The organism is Paenibacillus oryzisoli (assembly GCF_001653565.1).
Classification (GTDB): domain Bacteria; phylum Bacillota; class Bacilli; order Paenibacillales; family NBRC-103111; genus Paenibacillus_E; species Paenibacillus_E oryzisoli.
On the sequence record NZ_LYPB01000069.1, the window covers coordinates 85,331 to 102,489 of the forward strand.

Below are 17,159 nucleotides of genomic sequence, written 5' to 3' on the forward strand. Positions count from 1 at the left end.
TAAATGAGGCTGTCTCAAAAGTCTATGTAGACTTATTGAAACGCCTCACGGATTAAGCGAATTCGGATGATTACCTGTATTTCCTGTAGTTAAATTTCTCCAATTATATCGCTTGTTCAAATTTCATAGAATTTACCTGAATGTTTTCCATCTAATCACGAAACACCTCAAATTCGAGCACATTAGCTGTAGTTTTTACATCTAAATGAGATGCGGCAGTGGACAGCCCCATCACATTCATCGTCATGAACCAACTTTACTTCTCTAGAATTAGAACCCCATACGGATCCATAGGAACCTCTTTATCAACAACACGCCCGTCTAAGAGAGATACAAATGGCCTTTTTACATGAACGGTTACTTGCTTATCTGAATAATTCAATAAGAACATATACGCCTTCTCTTGTGCGTATCGAATGCCCAACTCAACTTCGGAAGGGACATCCATATACGCAGCTACCGGAGATTTCAGACCTATTTCATCCAAAATAGCATCCACAACAGGCTCGTTGTAAGCGGCTCCGTAATACCATACTTGCCCCTTACCCACCGTTCTTCTTGTTAATGCAGGCTTTCCTTTGTAATACTCGGAGGCGTATTCCGCCATAATGACAACATCCGCTTGTTCAGCATGAAGAATTTCATTAAAGCCAACAGCTGTCGTTCCTGAAGGCAAGCTGCTGCTCCCCCTCCAGTTCAACTCGGCTGGCTTTACAGTTCCTTTGATTAACGTAAAATCATCAACTTTAATTCCGCACAGTTCAGCAACTGCACCCGGGAATGGCCGCATATAACAATGACCGCTCGGGTTCTTATATCCAGTACGCGCACCGAAGAATAACATACCTCCTTGTGCAACGTACTCTTGCAGAAGCGCTGCCGTTTCATCTGTCATGATCGCCGCATGCGGATAAACGATGGTTTTGTATTTCGTTAGGTCCTCCAGAACAGTTGTCGGTCGCAATGTGATCATATCGGTCGGCAGATGACGATATTGCAGCTGCTTATACCACGAACGAACACTTTGGTTATTTAGCGGACCGTGCCACTGATCCAGTTCTCCATCCCAACTATTATCATAATCCTGTAGGATGGCAATCTCCGCTTGATAGGTCGTACCCGCAACGAGCTCACCTATTTGGGCAAACTCTTCGCCTATCTGACCTACCTCTCTCACTCTGCGATTCGGTTCGTTCGCGTAATCGTTAATGCCATGCCAATACATTTCAGTCCCCATCGTTGCTGTTCGCCAGCGGAAATAGACAAGCAGGTCCGTGCCGTGAAGTACCGATTGGTACGACCATAGACGGATTTGCCCTGGCCTAGGCGTTCCCATTCCCTTGCTGTCCACCCAACCGCCAGGACCGGATTGCTGTTCCATCACACAGAAATTCGGCGACATCGAACGGACATTGGATAGCTTCATACTCCACGCGCGATCATTCAGTGGATTCTCATCGTCCCCCACACGAACCGTTGCAAACTGCGGGTAAGAATCATACGAGAAGAAATCCAATAGCTGATCCGTCATTTCGTGATTATCAATATGACCGAAGGTGCCGTTCGTCGTTACCCAATGATGCGGATCTAGTTCCCTGATAATATCCGCTTGCAGCTTGGCAAATGAAATCGTGATGTCCGAAATGAATCTCCTCTCATCCAAAGCCAAATGAGGATTCGGCGACGCACCGACCATGGTCCGCGTGAGATATACCTGCTCCCATTCGGTATAGGTCTGGCTCCAGAACACAGTGCCCCAAGCTTTGTTCAGGTTATCTAGTGTCCCATACCGAACTTGAAGCCATTCTCGAAAGGCTATATGATCCGTCTCTGCATAAAAAAGATCCATCTGGCAATTGAGCTCGTTATCAATCTGCCAACCAATAAGCGTGGGATGATGGCGATAGGCTTTCACCATGTTGCTAACGATACGTTCACACAGCTCTCTGTACTTCGGACTGGAATAATTCGTATGGCGTCGCATACCGTGCCGATACAGGACGCCATCCACATTCGCATTCAGCACTTCTGGATACGTATGCGTAAGCCATGCTGGAGGTGTTGCTGTCGGAGTTCCCAAGATTACTTTCAACCCATACTGATGCGCAAGATCCATGACATGCTCAAAGAAACTAAAATCAAAGTGGCCCTCCTGCGGTTCAAAAATCGTCCAAGCAAACTCCGCTAACCGAATGACCGAGATATTCATCTCTTTCATTCTTCTGAAATCGTCCTCCCACAGCTCTTCGGGCCAATGCTCTGGATAATAACAAACGCCTAATCGTAATTTATCCATTTGAATGGATTTTGCCATTAGTTTACCTCCGCATGAAACAATGCTAATTTGGCATACATATCCTCTAAAATAAACCGGACATCGATATCTCGATATACCCTGATCCGTCTCTCCATTTGATGATGAATATAGGACAAGTCAGCAGCTATGCGCGGAGCTGGCTTCATGTCATAATCAAAAGGCTGATCGTGCATCAACAGACCTACAGCCGGAGAATCTCCCAATGTCCATACTTCTCCTCTAGGCCATCCTGGATTGTTTGCCCATTGGTCGTTAGTCTCCACCAATTGTTGATATAAATAGCGGCCGATAGCGCCGCAAGGTTCTACTCTCGCTTTTAATTCCGCGATACTAACTCTCATCTTGGCGTAGACGTTTCTAGGAATTTGCCACAACGGGATCTGTGAACCCAGCACAACATTCGCAGCATGCATATCGTTCCCTAGATTAAATTCCTCGCCACCGTTTGGCCAAGCTCCTCCTCCAATCCATACCGCTGTCAAACGACCAGCAATCGTCGGGTTCAGTAGATAAGCAGCCGCTAGATCAGTGATGGCTCCTAAGAAAATGACGAACAATGGCCTTGGGTCATCCGACATAGCTTCTCGTACAATCAACTCAGCTCCTTCCGATAGGGCCGGTGTTGTTTCGTCTTGCATCGCATGTTCTGCTCCACAAAGAACGGGATATTCTCCCGTTAAACCCATGAGTTCCAATAGAAGTTCGATTTCTTTCACACTGTCGAGCATTGAAGTCTTGCTTCGCTCCGGGCCAAAATGAGCGCCAATTAGCCCTTTCACGATAAATTGCGAGGTTAATAGCGCATGAACGATGGCATACTGGTCATCGGCTTCATTCTTGGCATCACTGTTCACGATTAAGCGGATTTTCTTAAGCTCAGGTACCTCTGCGGCATATTTCATTAGCCTAACCTCACTTTACTTTTATTTGCAGCTATTCAATTACGCAGCGTACTTCCCCTTCGGTGATGCCTACTTCATTAAATGCATCAACCCTGACATAGAGCGATTGCCCTTTAATTAAAGCGCCAATTTGGACGGATTTCCTCTCAAAAACCATATAACTGTGATAAAGTTTGTCTGGTGCAAAGCCCCATAACACATTAAATCCAAGAGCACTATCACTCTCCCATGCTACGGATAGGTCTAACTCACTCAACAGCTTCGTTTGAACGTTGGATACTTGTTCTGGATGTTCCCCTTCACCTATCCCAAACACTCGCAATCCGGATATGCAGGTATGTTGATTGTAGGGAAGTTCTTTAACCGTACACTTGATATACCGTGCTTTTAAACCCTCTTCTTTCACAACAAAATCATGTGACAAATCAGAATCTACGCATGATTTATCTTCCATCACAAAATAGTCTTCTCCATCAATGGAACCCTCCAGAAGCCATCTTGTCACATGCATCCGTTCATCCAGGTATCTTTTCGTTATGTTGATGACTCCGTTTTCCATTGGTGTTACCCCATTTGGAAACGAAAGGTCTAATTGATCATCCGCAAAATTAATTTGTACAGCTCGTAAGTCACATACATGCTTTAGATCAATCTCAAGCCATTCACCCGGTTCATTGGATGCTGCCCTCCACCAGCTCTGAGTATTTTCATCCGCTGCCTTCGAAGCCTCTTTCCCTACTTCACAAGAAGAGGCACGAGATGGCTTTGTCATCGATGGAAATTGGGTTACATACATATGTCATATAAGTTACTCCTTCAATGTTTTAATCACCCGAGCAGGCCCGATAAGTCCGCTTGGTTCTTGCTGTGCAAAGGCCGACAAGAAGTCGGGCAGCTCTTTCACCATCGTATTCGTAACTTCTACGACTAACTTATTGGTCCCCTTGTGGACAAGGCCATCGACTGCTAAAGCGTACGGTGGACAAATTCGAACACCCGCCTCTTCACCGTTAATCCATACTTGTGCGGTTTCATAGACTTCACCCAACTCTAATTGAAGGCCTTGATTCACCGTTTCATGCCACTCAAATTCCGTTTCATAACGGAAGGTTCCCGTAAATCGCGGCAAGCAACCAGCTTCACTCATATTGCTTAAAGCGGTCGTTTTCCCCCATGCCTCAAAATGAGGATATTGTTCCGCAGTAGCAATAGACACCGCCCATTCGCTGTTTATCTCCAATTCCGAACTACTTGCAATCTGCGGTGCGCCCACAAATCCTTCAAAATCAGTACCATGAATGAGTACGATAGACTCATACGGATGAAGGATGACTTCGATTGTTGTGCTCGAATCGTTCTCCTGCAAGGCATTGAGCTTTGTCAGTCGATTAATAAAGGCATCATAGGCATAGACATCGCCTTGGACTGGCAAACCGATCTTCCTGCGAATGATTTGATGCGGATGTTCGTTAAAGAACATAAATACGTCCAAACCTTCATGCACGTAATGATAGTTCCGTAGATACGGTTGGAATGCGTCAATTTGAATCTCATAATGTCCATCCGTAACAAGCGTTTGTGCCAAAACGTCTAGTGCAACAACCTTTACATTTCGGTGATTAGCAAGCTCAACCAGCTCAGCGGAAACCTCGCTGCCTTCGCTCGCTCGTGTCGGCAGTCCGCCTACAAAACGCACAGCTAAGCCTTGTTCGGCAAACGCTGCCAAACGGCGAATCGCCGCGGCTGGGAGCGCCTCTGCATAGGGCACGATAAGGCATGCAAAATCCTCGTTATGAACATGCAGCTTGCCCTCCTTCACGCTTGCCGCATCCATAAGGATATCGATTGGCAGGATTTCGCAGTCAATCTGATGCTGCATCAATTGCTTCACGGGCTTTTGGAAGGGCATCGCCTCGCCTGACCACTCAGCTTCCGCATGATACACGACGGCCGCAGTCGCTACATGCCTTCCACCTGAAATCAGGTGACTGATCCGATTCATGTAATGATTTAAGTACTTGTAATAGCGATACTGTGGATTCTTCCCACCCGCATACATATGCGGTGGACAATCAGGATCCGGATCCTTCTGCGTAAAAGCATGCGGAACAAAATAATTGACGCCGCGGACTAGCATATGGTCGGTAAGCCATTTCATGAGCTTCAGGCCCTCCGCCCAGCCGTATGCCCCATAGACTTCACACATCGTTCGGCCTTGCTTCTTCGGATCGAGGTGTCCCAGCGATACCCCAAGCTTGGCAAGCCCATAGTGGAAAAATTCACTATCCGTATCTCCGCCCGGCTTGCTGAAGGATAATTCATCAAAGCCAGGAACGATCTGCCACAGTACCACATCGAGGCCAGACATATCTTGCCCCCACATGGAACGGAAGAAGTGTCCGGCTCCTGAGCCAAGCCTTGCATGCACGTTATTGTCTTCGAGAACATGCCCAATATATTCGACTCCGCGATCTCTGCACCACTCTCCGATTTGACTGCAAAAGTTGTCCGCGTAGAGCTTGCTTACGATATTCATATAGGCGTACCGCACGACTTGAGTCTGTTCTCCCCCATCATGAAAGAGAAGATGAAGGTGTTTGCGGTAGTCGGCACCTAGCGCCTGCTCAAGTAGAACTGGCACATCACTGCTCCATGGCAGAGGCACGCCTTTTTTGCCTGGTCTTGATTGAAAGTCAAATGTTGTCTTGTCATTGTAAAATCCAGGTTCATCCGAGAAAAATCCGGCAAACGTCTTACCGAAATCAGCCTTGTATCTTTCATAGACAGTCTCATAAACAGTATCAATCAGAATGCGAACGGAATCCCGATCCAACGGATTCAAATAATCGTCTTGTTGCAGGCTCCCGCCATCCTTATTTTCCGTGATGATGAATACGCGCCAATACCCTTCAGGAATATCCCAGTATAGGATGCCGTCTTGCACGCGATCCGTGATATCGATACTATCGCTAAGCAAATCTCCACTTGTTGGGTCACGCCGGACCGCGACAACGGAGATTAGTTTATTAAGGCCAGTTGCCCGCTCCGGATGGGAGATCGTCGGTCGAAGGCCACGCATCAGTAAGGTATTCAGCAGCAGTGATGTGCCTTTGGCAGGGCCGAGCGTATCGATATAACGCTCAGCTAGAAACTTGCGATGAAGCGCTTCGGGAGCATCCTTTACTTTGCCTGCGGCATGTCCTGTTGGAAAATGGTCATCATCCAGCAGCCAAACCTTCATGCCGCGGATTCGGGCCTCATCCATAATAATGTCCATATCCGTCCACCACTTGGGTCCTAGAAAGTCCGGATGTGGACGAGCTTCTATACATAAGGCTCCGATGCCTGATTCATGCACACGGGCGATTTCTTCACGGATCACAGCTTCTTCCTCACCATGTTGCCACAGGAAAGGAAGAATGTAATTATTCTCTTGGCCTTGGAGCACTTCTTTCATACGATTACTCATGGGTACCTCCTATTTGTAACAAGATCCGCCCGACTTCGATAAGAAGCCGAGCGGATCGAGTCAATCCCTATTATTTTTTCACTTTTGCGTACCATTCTCTGGAGCGTTTCGTTACTTCTTCGCCACCCGTTTTGTTCCATTTTTCTACGAACTCGTCGAATTTACTGATCGGGAATTGTCCAAGGATAATCTTAGTTGCGTATTCGATAAACAGTGTACGGTTGTTAATGTCTGGGAAGCCGTCGTAAACACTTGCTGGCATACCATCGCCGGCAATCGTTTTTGCATACTTTTGTGCTTCTTGCATATTTCTATTCGTTTGATCAACAGCCCACATTCTATCATTGGAAGCTGTGCTTTTGTTTAGTTCAGTCATGAAGTCAAGTGTGGACAATTTGGAATATGGATCAAGAATTAGATTTTCCTGTGTGCTCTTGTCATCCGGAAGTTTAACCGCTTTGCCGTCCTTCATCGTATAGTGCATACCTTCTACACCAAGGAATAGGGAGTTCCAAGTCTTCTTGTCATACATGTTGTTCAACAACTTCAATGTTGCCATTAATTTCTTTTGATCCTTCGTGTTCTTAACAACCCATTGTGGCTCTAAGAATCTTTTCCACGTATAGAATCCTTTGTAGCCTGGCACCTCTGGCACAGGAAGGACTGCAAAGTCAGGTTTTACACCTGTGTTTTTGAACGTGTTTTCCATGTATAAATAACTTGTTTCTGCCCAGTGGAAGAAGTTCCCGGCTCTACCGTCATTTACTTTTCCATCCCACTTCGCCTTATCGTTAAGGAGAGATTCTTTATCAATCAGTCCGTCTTTATACAACTTAGCAGCAAATTCCAAAGCGGATTTCATGTTCGGTGTGACTGCAGCATAAGTCAGCTTGCCGTCGTACAGATCCCATTGTGGGTATCCTTCGAACATAGCTACACCATACATCGCGAACAAATGATCCATCCAGCGCGCTTCTTGACGACCACCTGTAGGAAGCTCGTCCTTCTGTCCGTTTCCGTTAGGATCCTTGTCTCGGAACGCTTCAAGTACCTTTACGTACTCATCTTGCGTTTTGGGCATCTGTAACCCTAATTTGTCTAGCCAATCTTTGCGAATCATCCCAGCATATCTGCCGTAGTCAACTACGCCAGGGATATAAAAGATTTTCCCTTGCCCCGTAGGGTCGTTCGCTTTCACGATATCCCAAATATCTTTCGGAATCGCATTCCAAAGATTCGGAGCATATTTAGGCAGCAGTTCTGTTAGATCCGCAATCGCACCATTTTTAGCTAAACTGTTTTCGATGCCTTCCTTAGGAAGGAATAAATCTGGTATTTCGCCGGCAGCGATTTTCAGGTTCAACTGATTTAGGTAATTCGTGCCCCCGTTCCATTCTACATAAGGATGAATGACACCTACACCGAGCTTCTCTTTATACAATTCATATAGCTTGCTGCCTTTGGTGATCGGTTTATAACCGATATTGGTACCCCACACTTCAATATCCACAACTTCACTGCCATTTGCATCCTGAACCTGTGCAGAAGGTGCAGTCGTACCGGAAGATTCTTTGTTTGCGCTGCTACAACCAACCACGGCCGTAATGGCAAGGAGACATGTCGCAGATACCAAACCTAACTTTTTAAAACCCATGTGTTAATCCCCCTATGAATTGAAATAATATGTTTAAGGCAAATGCCTAGAAACCTGAAGAATTTCTTACCCTTTTACCGAGCCAATCATAGCGCCTTTGACAAAGTATTTCTGAAGGAACGGATACACCATGATAATTGGTAGTATAGCGAAGATAACCGTAACTGCCCTCAACGTTCGCTCGTTATAATTCAAGTCAGCTGTAGAAGCTGCCCCAACCATAATCACGTTATCATCCGTGATGAACTGGCGAATCTTAATTTGCAGCGGGAACCAGTTAGGATCTTGCAAGAACAAGAGTGGATGCTGGAACTGATTCCATAACACAACTCCGTAAAATAGGGCCAGTGTCGCCAATACTGCTTTGGACAGCGGTAATACGAATTGAAACAACATTCGGAAATATCCGCTTCCTTCCATAAATGCCGCTTCCTCCAACTCTTTGGAAAATCCCTTGAAAAAGGATCTCATGATAATTAGATTGAAAGGATTCAGAATGTGAGGAATGATGAGCACCAACGGGTTATTATAAAGCCCAACACCTCGAACCGTCAGGAAGTAAGGGATGAGCGGTGCTTTGAAGATCATCGCGATGACGACAGCGATCATGATAACAGGTCCCCAGCGAAATTCCGATTTCGACAAAGGATACGCGAGTAAAGCAGTCATCAATAAAGCAAGCACCGTGCCTACGACCGTCGATATGAGCGTTAGGGAGAAGGATTTCCACAGGTCTACGCGGTCAATCATTTGCCCCCATGAGTCCAGCGTAAATTGTTTGGGCCAGATCGTGACCAAATTCATATCAACAGCACTTTTGGAACTTAATGATGTGGAAATGACGGACAGCAGCGGTATCAGTGCCATAATGGACAACAAGATGAGAAGGATCGTGATGGTTGATACGAATATTTTTTCTCCACGTGATTCAAACATATCTACCAGAGCCCCCCATCTGAGAATTTCTTCGAGAGTTTATTGAAGATAAACACCAACGTAAATCCAATTACGGATTGAAACAATCCAACAGCGGTTGCAAAACTATATTGTGCCTGCTGAATACCTGTTCGGAACACATAAGTATCAAGGATATCTCCTACGCTATAAGTCATTGGAGTCAGCATATTGAAGACTTGATCAAATCCCAAATCCAGGAAATTACCAATTTCTAGTAAGAACAGGACGAGCACTGTAGGAAGTAAGAGCGGCAACGTAATATGACGAATTTGCTTGAATTTTGATGCGCCATCCATCATAGCTGATTCGTAAAGCTGAGGGTCGATCGCACTAATGGCAGCCATGTATACGACTGTTCCCCAGCCGGCGTCTCGCCAAATGGATGAGATCACATAGATAGGACGGAAGTATGCACTCTCCTGCATCGCTAGCACAGGTTCATGACCAAACCACCCAATGACAATGTTGAACAATCCGCTGATTGAAAAGAAATCAAAGATAATACCAGAAACGATAACCCATGACAAAAAGTGTGGAATGTACAGCGCGGTTTGAATCCCTTTCTTGAGCGCTGATCTACGAATTTCGTTCATCATAAGTGCCAGTAGAACAGCGACCGGAAAAACTAGAACGATTTTCAAAAATCCCAAAATCATGGTGTTGCTGAACACCCTTACAAAATCAGGATGATGAATTAATGTCTTGAAATGCTTGAGACCTACCCATGGACTATCGATGAATCCTTTAAACACCGAGTAGTCTTTGAAGGCGATTACAGCGCCGGCCAACGGGATGTATTTAAATATAACGAGAAAAATGATTCCCGGAATCGCCATGACGTATAACGGCCAATACACCTTCATTCGATTGATTGAAGCTACTTTCACTGTGTTCCCTCCCCCGTATCTTCTCTTGTTGATATCGCTTACATGTATAATCATACCGCCAGGGGGGGCATCCCTCAATTGGGCAAATCCAAGTAAAAACAAGGTCATTTCTTAGAATTTGAAAAACCACTCCTGGTCGGAGTGGCCAATTACATTATGCATTTGGTATATTTTTTCTATATTCCCTTGGTTTGCATCCAGTTAGTTTCTCAAATAATCTAGCAAAGTGCTGGGTATCGGAATATCCAACCATCTCGCAGATCTCGTACACTTTTAAATCGGTACTCTGTAGAAGTTCTTTGGCTTTGTTGATGCGGATCTGAGTCAGAAAATTCACATATGTTTCCCCCGTCTTTTGTTTGAAAAACTGACTTAAATAAAGGGGAGAGATAAAAAAACGAGAGGCTAAATCAGCAATTCGGATCGGTTCTTTATAATTTTTCACAAGATAATCCTTGATCTCTGTTATAATGTCTTTCTTCTTGGGGATATTATGCTCCAATTTGAACGAGATAATTCTTCGAATGACTTTAAGCGTCCATTCTTCAAGGTGCTCTAACGTCCGAGACCGCGAAATACTCTCTAGAGATAGAATATGTCGGCCCAAGAAATCATTCTGCTGCAGCTGTTGAAAGGGCATATTTCGAACGCATGAGAGAAGTATGTTCAAACACTGAGACTGATGATCTGCCGCTCTCATGTTCTTTTCTGCTTCCATCCCTCGGAAGATCTCGCGAATGGTTTCTACGCAACCAGACTCGTCCATATTATCGAGACCGGCTTCCAGCTTGGCTATCAGCTCTTCAGGGACAGCATGACTTGGTCCTGTCAGGTTGTTGATCTCCGGAAACGGAATTACTTCATCGCTTCCTTTGATGAACTTGTAACTTAACGCATAACTGGCTTCTTCAAACGACTGACTGACTCCGGCAGCACTCTTCTGTATGGTTCCGATTCCTACGGTTGCAGACAGATTCAGTTCAAGTTGTACTTCTTCCTTCAAAAGGGCGCTCGCACGGACTAGATCCTCATACTTAATGGATTCACCATGAGCTATCACGATAGCCACTTGGGATCCCGCATAGCGAAAACGAAACACGCCTTGATATTGTTTAAAGATCCGATCGATATGCTCAAATACAGCATGTAAACTAAGTTCCTTCATCGCAGCGGCGCTGCCGTCTAATTCAAGAATGGCACACAGGAAAGAAGCATTCTCCATGGGAATCTGTGCCATCTGAAGCAACTCTTCCAAGAAATCCGAATTATCGCTTCCGAGATCTAGCACATCTCGCCAAGCTTTCTCTTGCTTACGGGTGAGTACCTCCTGCTTCAACTCATTCATTTCTTGCATCTTTGTTCTTTCTAAGCGAATCTTCTCCATGACCTGGCCTACGCATTCACGCAGTTGCTCAACTTCGACTGGTTTGTTGATATAGTAATGTACACCTAATTGCATGCCTCGCCTCGCGTATTCGAAATCGGTATACCCGCTTAAGAGGATGAATTTCGCCTGACTCCCCACGTCATTCAACATCTTAATCATGTCAAGGCCATCTGCTTTCGGCATACGGATATCCGTAATGACCAAGTCTGGTTGAAGGGTTTGAATTAATTCGAAGCCTTCCAAGCCATTATGAGCTGTACCGATAACCTCGCATTCCGGAATATAACGGTTTATCATTCTTCGGAGACCGTCTACAATACCTTTTTCATCATCTACTACGATTAGCTTCATTCCCCATGCCTCCCTCTCTTCGCATACTTATCCCCTAAGTTCGGAATACAAATTTCAACCGTCGTTCCACGATCCACGCCAGAACGAATCGTCAAATAATACTTGTCTCCGTAATGAAGCTTGATCCGCTCAGCAATATTTTTCAGACCTAGACCGCTATTCTCTGATTCATTATCCTCTTCAAGTTTGTATTTATCCAATACCACATGCTCCAACATGGCCAGGAGCTCTTCTTGCTTCTCTTCTGAGATACCTGCTCCATTGTCCCTTATCCGAATGATAATCTCCCCCTCATCCGTCCAGTCGCCTTCGATCACAATACTTATGGGATGACTATAATCCATAAATCCGTGGTTGATACTATTCTCAACGATGGGCTGAAATACGAGAGGGATAATCGTGCAGTGTTGAATTTCTTCAGGAATCCTGACACTTAAACTGAACATATTATCAAATCGGATGTTTTGAAGTTGCATATAATTAGCGGTGTACGCCAATTCATGCTGTATCGTATGGTATTTGCTCCCCTTGCCCAAGGCGAGCCGAAACATGCGAGCCAGAATCATGATCATACCGGCACTCTCCTCATCATCCTTGGCCAGTACTTTCATACGAATGGATTCCAACGTATTGTAGAGCATGTGAGGATTGATTTGATTTTGAAGCGCTAGTAATTTAGCTTGACGTTGCTTAATTTCCGCTAAATACACCTCTTCAATTAAGGTACGAATCGTTATAATCATTTTATTGTAGCTATATACGAGACTTCCAATTTCATCGTTAGCCTGTTCTCTTTCCAAAGGCAGATATTGACCTGCTTCTGCCTGCTTCATACTTCTGCGGAGGGCTTTAATCGGCCTGGTGATCGTGTAACTTAATCCGAAGGAGATTAGGGCTATGATCACACAGCTCAACAGGATGACAATTACAGTCACCCCTTTGATGCGATTAATTTTCTGAAGCAGTCTAGAACGCGGTATTTCCGTTTTGATATTTAGATCCCCTTCTATGGTAGTTCCAGTTAAAATAATCCGGTCTTTATCTTCACGATCCTTAACAAAGTCTGCACCAAACTCGAGTGTACGTTCCCATGTCATGCGACCGCTGGCCGCATCGGAATGGTAGACGATTTCCTTTTGACGATTACTGATAATGACACTCATCCCATATTTATCGCGTGCCAAGACAAAATCCGGATCAAGCTGCAGCAAGATGAAGGGATCAAGGTCAATCAGAAGTAAGCCGGCATAAGCCCCATCGGAGCTGAACAACAGCCTCCCTACCGTTACCACGGCTCCCTTGCCTTTATCCTCATAATAGGAACGATCATGCAATCCTGTAATAAAAAACGGATCCTCAGTGTTCCGATACCGCTCATTCCATACTTTAGCCTGGGAAAGTAAAGCGTTCTCATTCACTCTACTTGTTGTTGTCGTATATTGATATACATTGTTATCGCGGCTCACCAACATCAAAGTACTAATGTCAGACTTGAGCCATGTAACTCGCATCATCAGACGTTGAACCGCAATCTTTTGATTAATCAGTTCTTCCATGGACAGATTTTGCTCTCCAGCAAGATTGTATATCAAACCGTTCTCGACAAGAACGGACTTGGTCACTTTGTCATACTCTTCGACAAACTGATTCAACGTGGTCCGAATCTGAGATGTATACAGGGAAGCAAACTCTTCGGAGGAGTCCTCAAGGCCTGCTGCTGATTGATTAAATATGATAACGCTTACACTTATGAGAGGGATGACACAGGCGAGAAGGTAACCGAACATGAGTTTGTTTTGGAATTTCATGTTTCTGATGACGACAACTACTCTTTGTGTCCAACGATTGTTCCCCATGACTAGCCCATCCTTTTGTACACGTCTTATAATTGATTATTCGTAAAAGTTATTTTGTTTCTGTTCACACGAAAATATACCTAATTTGAATGATGAAATAAAGAGGTAATTAGTAGTTTTTACTAGGCCATTTCAAGGATATTTATATGTGTGAAAAAAAAACTAAGGTCTGAGCAGTGGTTATGTCTGCTCAAACCTTCTGGATCTTACTTGTTCTTCTTAATTCTGGTAAGCTCTCAATGGTTACTGCGTAGGAACACTCTTACCCAAGTACCAAACTTCTCCATCAACACATTCGGGAGATCCGGAACTGCTGAATGCAAGAACTCCTGTCCCCTTCGTATGAGCGAGACCTCCGAGGTTGAGAGCGATCTAATAACCCGGTGAAGTCGGATGATATGAAGTTGAACCTTCTTCCTACTTAATTGCTATAAAAATCTGTACCTGTGAATCATCTGAATGTCTGGCGTCATATAACTCGTAATCCCCTGTATATGCCCTTACTTCCTCTGAATCCTTGAAATAAGCCCAAATGTTTGCCCATGCCTGTGCAACCACTTCATAGACAGGGCCCTTTTCTGTCGTAAATACCAAGTATTTGCTTGCTGGCACTTGCACCTGATGGAACTTGTCTTCATCTCGTGAAATATTGTCAGCTACTTGGTGTCCTATCAGAGTGGTGTATTCGCCTGAAGCATCACTTTCATAATCCGTATATAACGCATAAATCAGATGAGAATGGATTGTCGGGATCAATGACGTTATTTGGCTTTGGAAATAGGTTTCCCACAGCTGCGGCAGCCTCCGATTCGGCCCTGCTTCCTCTGCGTTTGTTGTTCGTACATGAACACCTGTTAGTGTTATTGCTGGCTGTTCTGTTATACATGTGTGCATAATTACGTCCTCATCTCCTTGTATGTACCATCAGTATACACGGAGAAAGTGGACACCTATCTGTCCAGTTTGTTGTAACGTTCTATAATATTTCGTGCCCGATTCACAACTTCTTCGGCTACATGGTGCGGCTCTTCGACTCTGACATGTGCACCGTAACTCAGCAGCATGCCGTACAGCCATTCATCTTCGGTGAAGGATCCTTTTACCTGTAAAGAACCATCTTCCTGTCTTGTAACCTGTGCTGGATCGAAGCTATCCCAAACGCGATAGTGAACTCTCGAATGAAACCGAAATGTCATCTCTTGCACATTAGCGTTTGACCAATCTGACTCCCAGGCATAGCCCTCTAGCGAAGGAGCCTGTTTTCTTACAAAGGATTGATCCAGCACCAGCAACTCCTGTATACGAGAGAGTCGAAACACTCGAAATTCACTTCGAAGCGTGCAATAGGCCTGCAAGTACCATAAGTATCCTTTTAAAATTAAAGCGAGGGGCTCGACGACTCTCTTACTCTCTGTACCGTTCATATTTAAATACTTGAATTCAACCTTCTTGGTATGCACAATGGCTTTTCTCAGGTTGTTCACTTTATCACGTGCAAGGGGTCCTTGGCCCCACGGATTCAAATCAAAAACAATTTCCGCTCCCTGCTGTTCCATCTGAAGTCGGTCTCCTCGATTGAGCAGCGCCTTTACCTTATCCAACAGCGTGCCAAACATCCGGTCATCCATGGCCGTATGTATCCCTTTAACCGCTGCGACGATCGCTTCGATTTCACTGAGGGTTAAGAACTGTCGAGCCATCGTATAGGGTTCCATGATTTCAAATCCACCAGATATGCCCTTATGGGCGACAATTGGAATGCCCGATTGATTCAAGGTCTCCATATCCCGGTAAATCGTCTTCGTCGAAACTTCAAAACGGTCCGCCAATTCTTTGGAGCTGACTCGCCCGCGATTCAGCATCAACACCGTCATTGCCAGCAATCGGTCAATTTTCATATCAGATAGCACACCCCATTAGACTCTACATTGCATATACTCCGACTCATTTTAACCGAAAAAGGGCTTTCTGGCACTATCCCAGAAAAACCCTCTACAGCACTATGCGAGATCCGCTTGTTTGATCTGTCTTGTCACGGGATCGTTAATGGGATCGGTTACTCCGTTCTCACTTCACGATGCCGATAAGTCCCAAATGAAAATTCGTCCCCGTGCATTCCTCTCTGTTGCCATGAACAACTTCCAGTTCCATATGATGCGGCCCGTCCTCCAGATCATCCGCGATCCAGTAGATGCGAAACCAGCCGCTATCTCCGCACCAGTTCGGCCGATCCCGACACGTCGTGATAGGTGAACCTCCATCAAGCCTATACGTGAATTCAGCTGATTTTTTGCCATAATCGAAGGCTAGAGCCAACCCCTTGCCTGTAAAAGAAAAGGATAGCTTCGCCCCGATTGCAGATGTACATAAGATTTGATCTACTCTAGGCATGTGAGCCGTTGCCCGTCTAATCAGCCAAGGTCCTTCCAACTGAACCTCATCAAAGGAGAGCGTATGCACATCTCCCCAATGATTGCTGTTAAGCGGCGCTGCGAGCGGCGCAGAACTGTCACGCTTACCGTCGCCAAGAGCAGCCTCTGGAGCCACCAACAAATCTTTGGTCAAATAGTCGATCACACATTGTCCATAACTGAGACTCCCCCGATGCGTAGGATGCAGCCCATCCGGCAGCCACTCGTCCCAAGTCATTCGGCCCCTCTTCACTTCCTGCCAAGCATACAGCCCGACCCAAACCGTACTAATGCTATAATGCTCAGCTAGCTCTTCAAATTCAGCGATGCTGGCAGGAACTTTTCCCTGAGACATGTCCTCGTACATTCTCTGACTGTAGGTATAAATGAATAGGAGCTCACTTCGGCCATCTGCCAAGAGCTTGCGGATTAATCCTTCTCTTGCCCTCATCCGCTGTTCAGACGGTGTAAGGTAGTCATTAACGGCAAATTCAATGAAAATCAGATCACATTGATGATTGATTAAGTCCCGCTCTGCACGAAAAACAGCCAAATCGCTGCCTGTCGCACCAATTGCCGCATTCTCTACTGTGATACGTGCCTGAGGAAATGTTTCAACGAACCAACGCGCGACTGGCTCCGGCCAATTCGCCATCACTCCGCTGTCTGCGGTAATAGACCCACCAATGAAACCCAACGTTAATTGCCCAGAACGCAGCTTATTTCGGACTTGTGTTAAACGATTTCGAAGCTGTATGATCTCCATATCTCATTCATCTCCACGTGAATTACGAGCAGGGTGAGCAATCTCATTAGCCGTATACTCGTTAGCTTAAACATAGCGAATTCACGCTGGATTGTATACTACAAATTACGCCGATACTTCTAAAAATTGTAGTAAAGCGATGGAGAATTTGTACCCAAGAACTATATGATTTATGTTCATTACTATGAGATTCGCTAATATT

General features: G+C 45.2%; 12 protein-coding genes. All 12 read right to left on the reverse strand.

All coding sequences use genetic code 11. The annotated features are described in order from the left end of the window. Positions 1-256: 256 nt before the first annotated feature. Entirely contained in the window at positions 257-2,314 is a 2,058-nt protein-coding gene (locus A8708_RS15185; protein ID WP_068664807.1) for a beta-galactosidase, read from the reverse strand. Beyond that, the gene (locus A8708_RS15190) at positions 2,314-3,219 is read right to left on the reverse strand and encodes a nucleoside hydrolase (RefSeq protein WP_068664809.1); all 906 of its coding nucleotides are present in this window, start codon (positions 3,217-3,219) and stop codon (positions 2,314-2,316) included. The genes A8708_RS15185 and A8708_RS15190 overlap by 1 nt, the downstream gene beginning before the upstream one ends. Positions 3,220-3,250: 31 nt before the next feature. After that, positions 3,251-4,015 carry a discoidin domain-containing protein gene (locus tag A8708_RS15195; RefSeq protein ID WP_068664811.1) on the reverse strand — a complete coding sequence of 255 codons (765 nt, stop codon included), beginning with the start codon at positions 4,013-4,015 and terminating at the stop codon, positions 3,251-3,253. A gap of 12 nt (positions 4,016-4,027) precedes the next feature. Next, positions 4,028-6,688, reverse strand: coding sequence for a glycosylhydrolase-like jelly roll fold domain-containing protein (locus tag A8708_RS15200; RefSeq protein WP_068664814.1), 2,661 nt, complete (start codon positions 6,686-6,688; stop codon positions 4,028-4,030). Positions 6,689-6,758: 70 nt separating this feature from the next. Next, entirely contained in the window at positions 6,759-8,342 is a 1,584-nt protein-coding gene (locus A8708_RS15205) for a type 2 periplasmic-binding domain-containing protein (RefSeq protein ID WP_068664816.1), read from the reverse strand. Between the two features lie 66 nt (positions 8,343-8,408). Next, entirely contained in the window at positions 8,409-9,278 is an 870-nt protein-coding gene (locus A8708_RS15210; RefSeq protein ID WP_068664818.1) for a carbohydrate ABC transporter permease, read from the reverse strand. Positions 9,279-9,280: 2 nt separating this feature from the next. Beyond that, positions 9,281-10,162 (reverse strand): ABC transporter permease, encoded by an 882-nt coding sequence (locus A8708_RS15215; protein WP_420848566.1) that lies wholly within the window; start codon positions 10,160-10,162, stop codon positions 9,281-9,283. 178 nt (positions 10,163-10,340) lie between these two features. Further along, positions 10,341-11,924 (reverse strand): response regulator, encoded by a 1,584-nt coding sequence (locus A8708_RS15220; protein ID WP_068664821.1) that lies wholly within the window; start codon positions 11,922-11,924, stop codon positions 10,341-10,343. Then, entirely contained in the window at positions 11,921-13,780 is a 1,860-nt protein-coding gene (locus tag A8708_RS15225; RefSeq protein WP_068664823.1) for a sensor histidine kinase, read from the reverse strand. Before A8708_RS15225 ends, A8708_RS15220 begins: the two co-directional genes overlap by 4 nt. A 417-nt stretch (positions 13,781-14,197) precedes the next feature. Beyond that, complete coding sequence (locus A8708_RS15230; RefSeq protein WP_068664825.1) at positions 14,198-14,674, reverse strand: GyrI-like domain-containing protein; 477 nt, start codon at positions 14,672-14,674, stop codon at positions 14,198-14,200. Between the two features lie 56 nt (positions 14,675-14,730). Then, on the reverse strand, positions 14,731-15,678 hold the full coding sequence (locus A8708_RS15235; RefSeq protein WP_068664827.1) for a helix-turn-helix transcriptional regulator: 948 nt from the start codon (positions 15,676-15,678) through the stop codon (positions 14,731-14,733). Between the two features lie 169 nt (positions 15,679-15,847). After that, on the reverse strand, positions 15,848-16,957 hold the full coding sequence (locus A8708_RS15240) for an SGNH/GDSL hydrolase family protein (protein ID WP_068664829.1): 1,110 nt from the start codon (positions 16,955-16,957) through the stop codon (positions 15,848-15,850). Positions 16,958-17,159 lie beyond the last annotated feature (202 nt).

Excerpts from the sequence above, each read along its gene's own strand:
- A8708_RS15185 (WP_068664807.1), bottom strand. The coding sequence starts at position 2,314 with ATGGCAAAATCCATTCAAATGGATAAATTACGATTAGGCGTTTGTTAT.
- A8708_RS15190 (WP_068664809.1), bottom strand. The coding sequence starts at position 3,219 with ATGAAATATGCCGCAGAGGTACCTGAGCTTAAGAAAATCCGCTTAATC.
- A8708_RS15195 (WP_068664811.1), bottom strand. The coding sequence starts at position 4,015 with ATGTATGTAACCCAATTTCCATCGATGACAAAGCCATCTCGTGCCTCT.
- A8708_RS15200 (WP_068664814.1), bottom strand. The coding sequence starts at position 6,688 with ATGAGTAATCGTATGAAAGAAGTGCTCCAAGGCCAAGAGAATAATTAC.
- A8708_RS15205 (WP_068664816.1), bottom strand. The coding sequence starts at position 8,342 with ATGGGTTTTAAAAAGTTAGGTTTGGTATCTGCGACATGTCTCCTTGCC.
- A8708_RS15210 (WP_068664818.1), bottom strand. The coding sequence starts at position 9,278 with ATGTTTGAATCACGTGGAGAAAAAATATTCGTATCAACCATCACGATC.
- A8708_RS15215 (WP_420848566.1), bottom strand. The coding sequence starts at position 10,162 with ATGAAGGTGTATTGGCCGTTATACGTCATGGCGATTCCGGGAATCATT.
- A8708_RS15220 (WP_068664821.1), bottom strand. The coding sequence starts at position 11,924 with ATGAAGCTAATCGTAGTAGATGATGAAAAAGGTATTGTAGACGGTCTC.
- A8708_RS15225 (WP_068664823.1), bottom strand. The coding sequence starts at position 13,780 with ATGGGGAACAATCGTTGGACACAAAGAGTAGTTGTCGTCATCAGAAAC.
- A8708_RS15230 (WP_068664825.1), bottom strand. The coding sequence starts at position 14,674 with ATGCACACATGTATAACAGAACAGCCAGCAATAACACTAACAGGTGTT.
- A8708_RS15235 (WP_068664827.1), bottom strand. The coding sequence starts at position 15,678 with ATGAAAATTGACCGATTGCTGGCAATGACGGTGTTGATGCTGAATCGC.
- A8708_RS15240 (WP_068664829.1), bottom strand. The coding sequence starts at position 16,957 with ATGGAGATCATACAGCTTCGAAATCGTTTAACACAAGTCCGAAATAAG.